The organism is Luteimonas panaciterrae (assembly GCF_020511115.1).
Lineage (GTDB): Bacteria > Pseudomonadota > Gammaproteobacteria > Xanthomonadales > Xanthomonadaceae > Luteimonas > Luteimonas panaciterrae.
Genome location: NZ_JAJAVH010000073.1, coordinates 1 through 410 on the forward strand (window position 1 = coordinate 1; position 410 = coordinate 410).

A 410-nucleotide genomic window follows, 5' to 3' on the forward strand; every position below is an offset into this window, starting at 1 on the left:
AACTGCACGCTCTCGATACGCTCAGCGGCCTCCTTCAGGTCGATCACGATACGTGCCGGGGCGCCCTTGCCGCCGATGTCGACCGAATCGTCCGGCGTCGCCTTCTTCCAGCCGCTGTCGACCAAGGGCGGCAGGGGCTTGAAGTCGGCAGCCTTGGTCACCGCCGCCGTCGCATCCACCAACCCGAAGCCGTACCAGTTGCTGAAGGCATGGCCGGCGGCGTTCTTCGTCCAGCCCGGCACGAGCACCTGGCCCCTATCGTCAGGATGGCGCACATCCGGCTGGTCGGGGTGGATCTGGCGCGCCGTCGTCGCCAGGATATACTTGACGTCGCGATAAGTCAGCCTGGGGTTGGCTTCCAGCATCAGCGCCGCGACACCGCTGACCATCGGCGTCGCCGCCGACGTACC

At 66.8% G+C, this 410-nt stretch carries 1 protein-coding gene; it reads right to left on the bottom strand.

Features of this window, described 5'->3' with window-relative positions; translation table 11 throughout:
* A partial coding sequence (locus LG367_RS18830; RefSeq protein ID WP_226470706.1) for a S8 family serine peptidase occupies window positions 1-410 on the bottom strand: 410 nt, incomplete at both ends.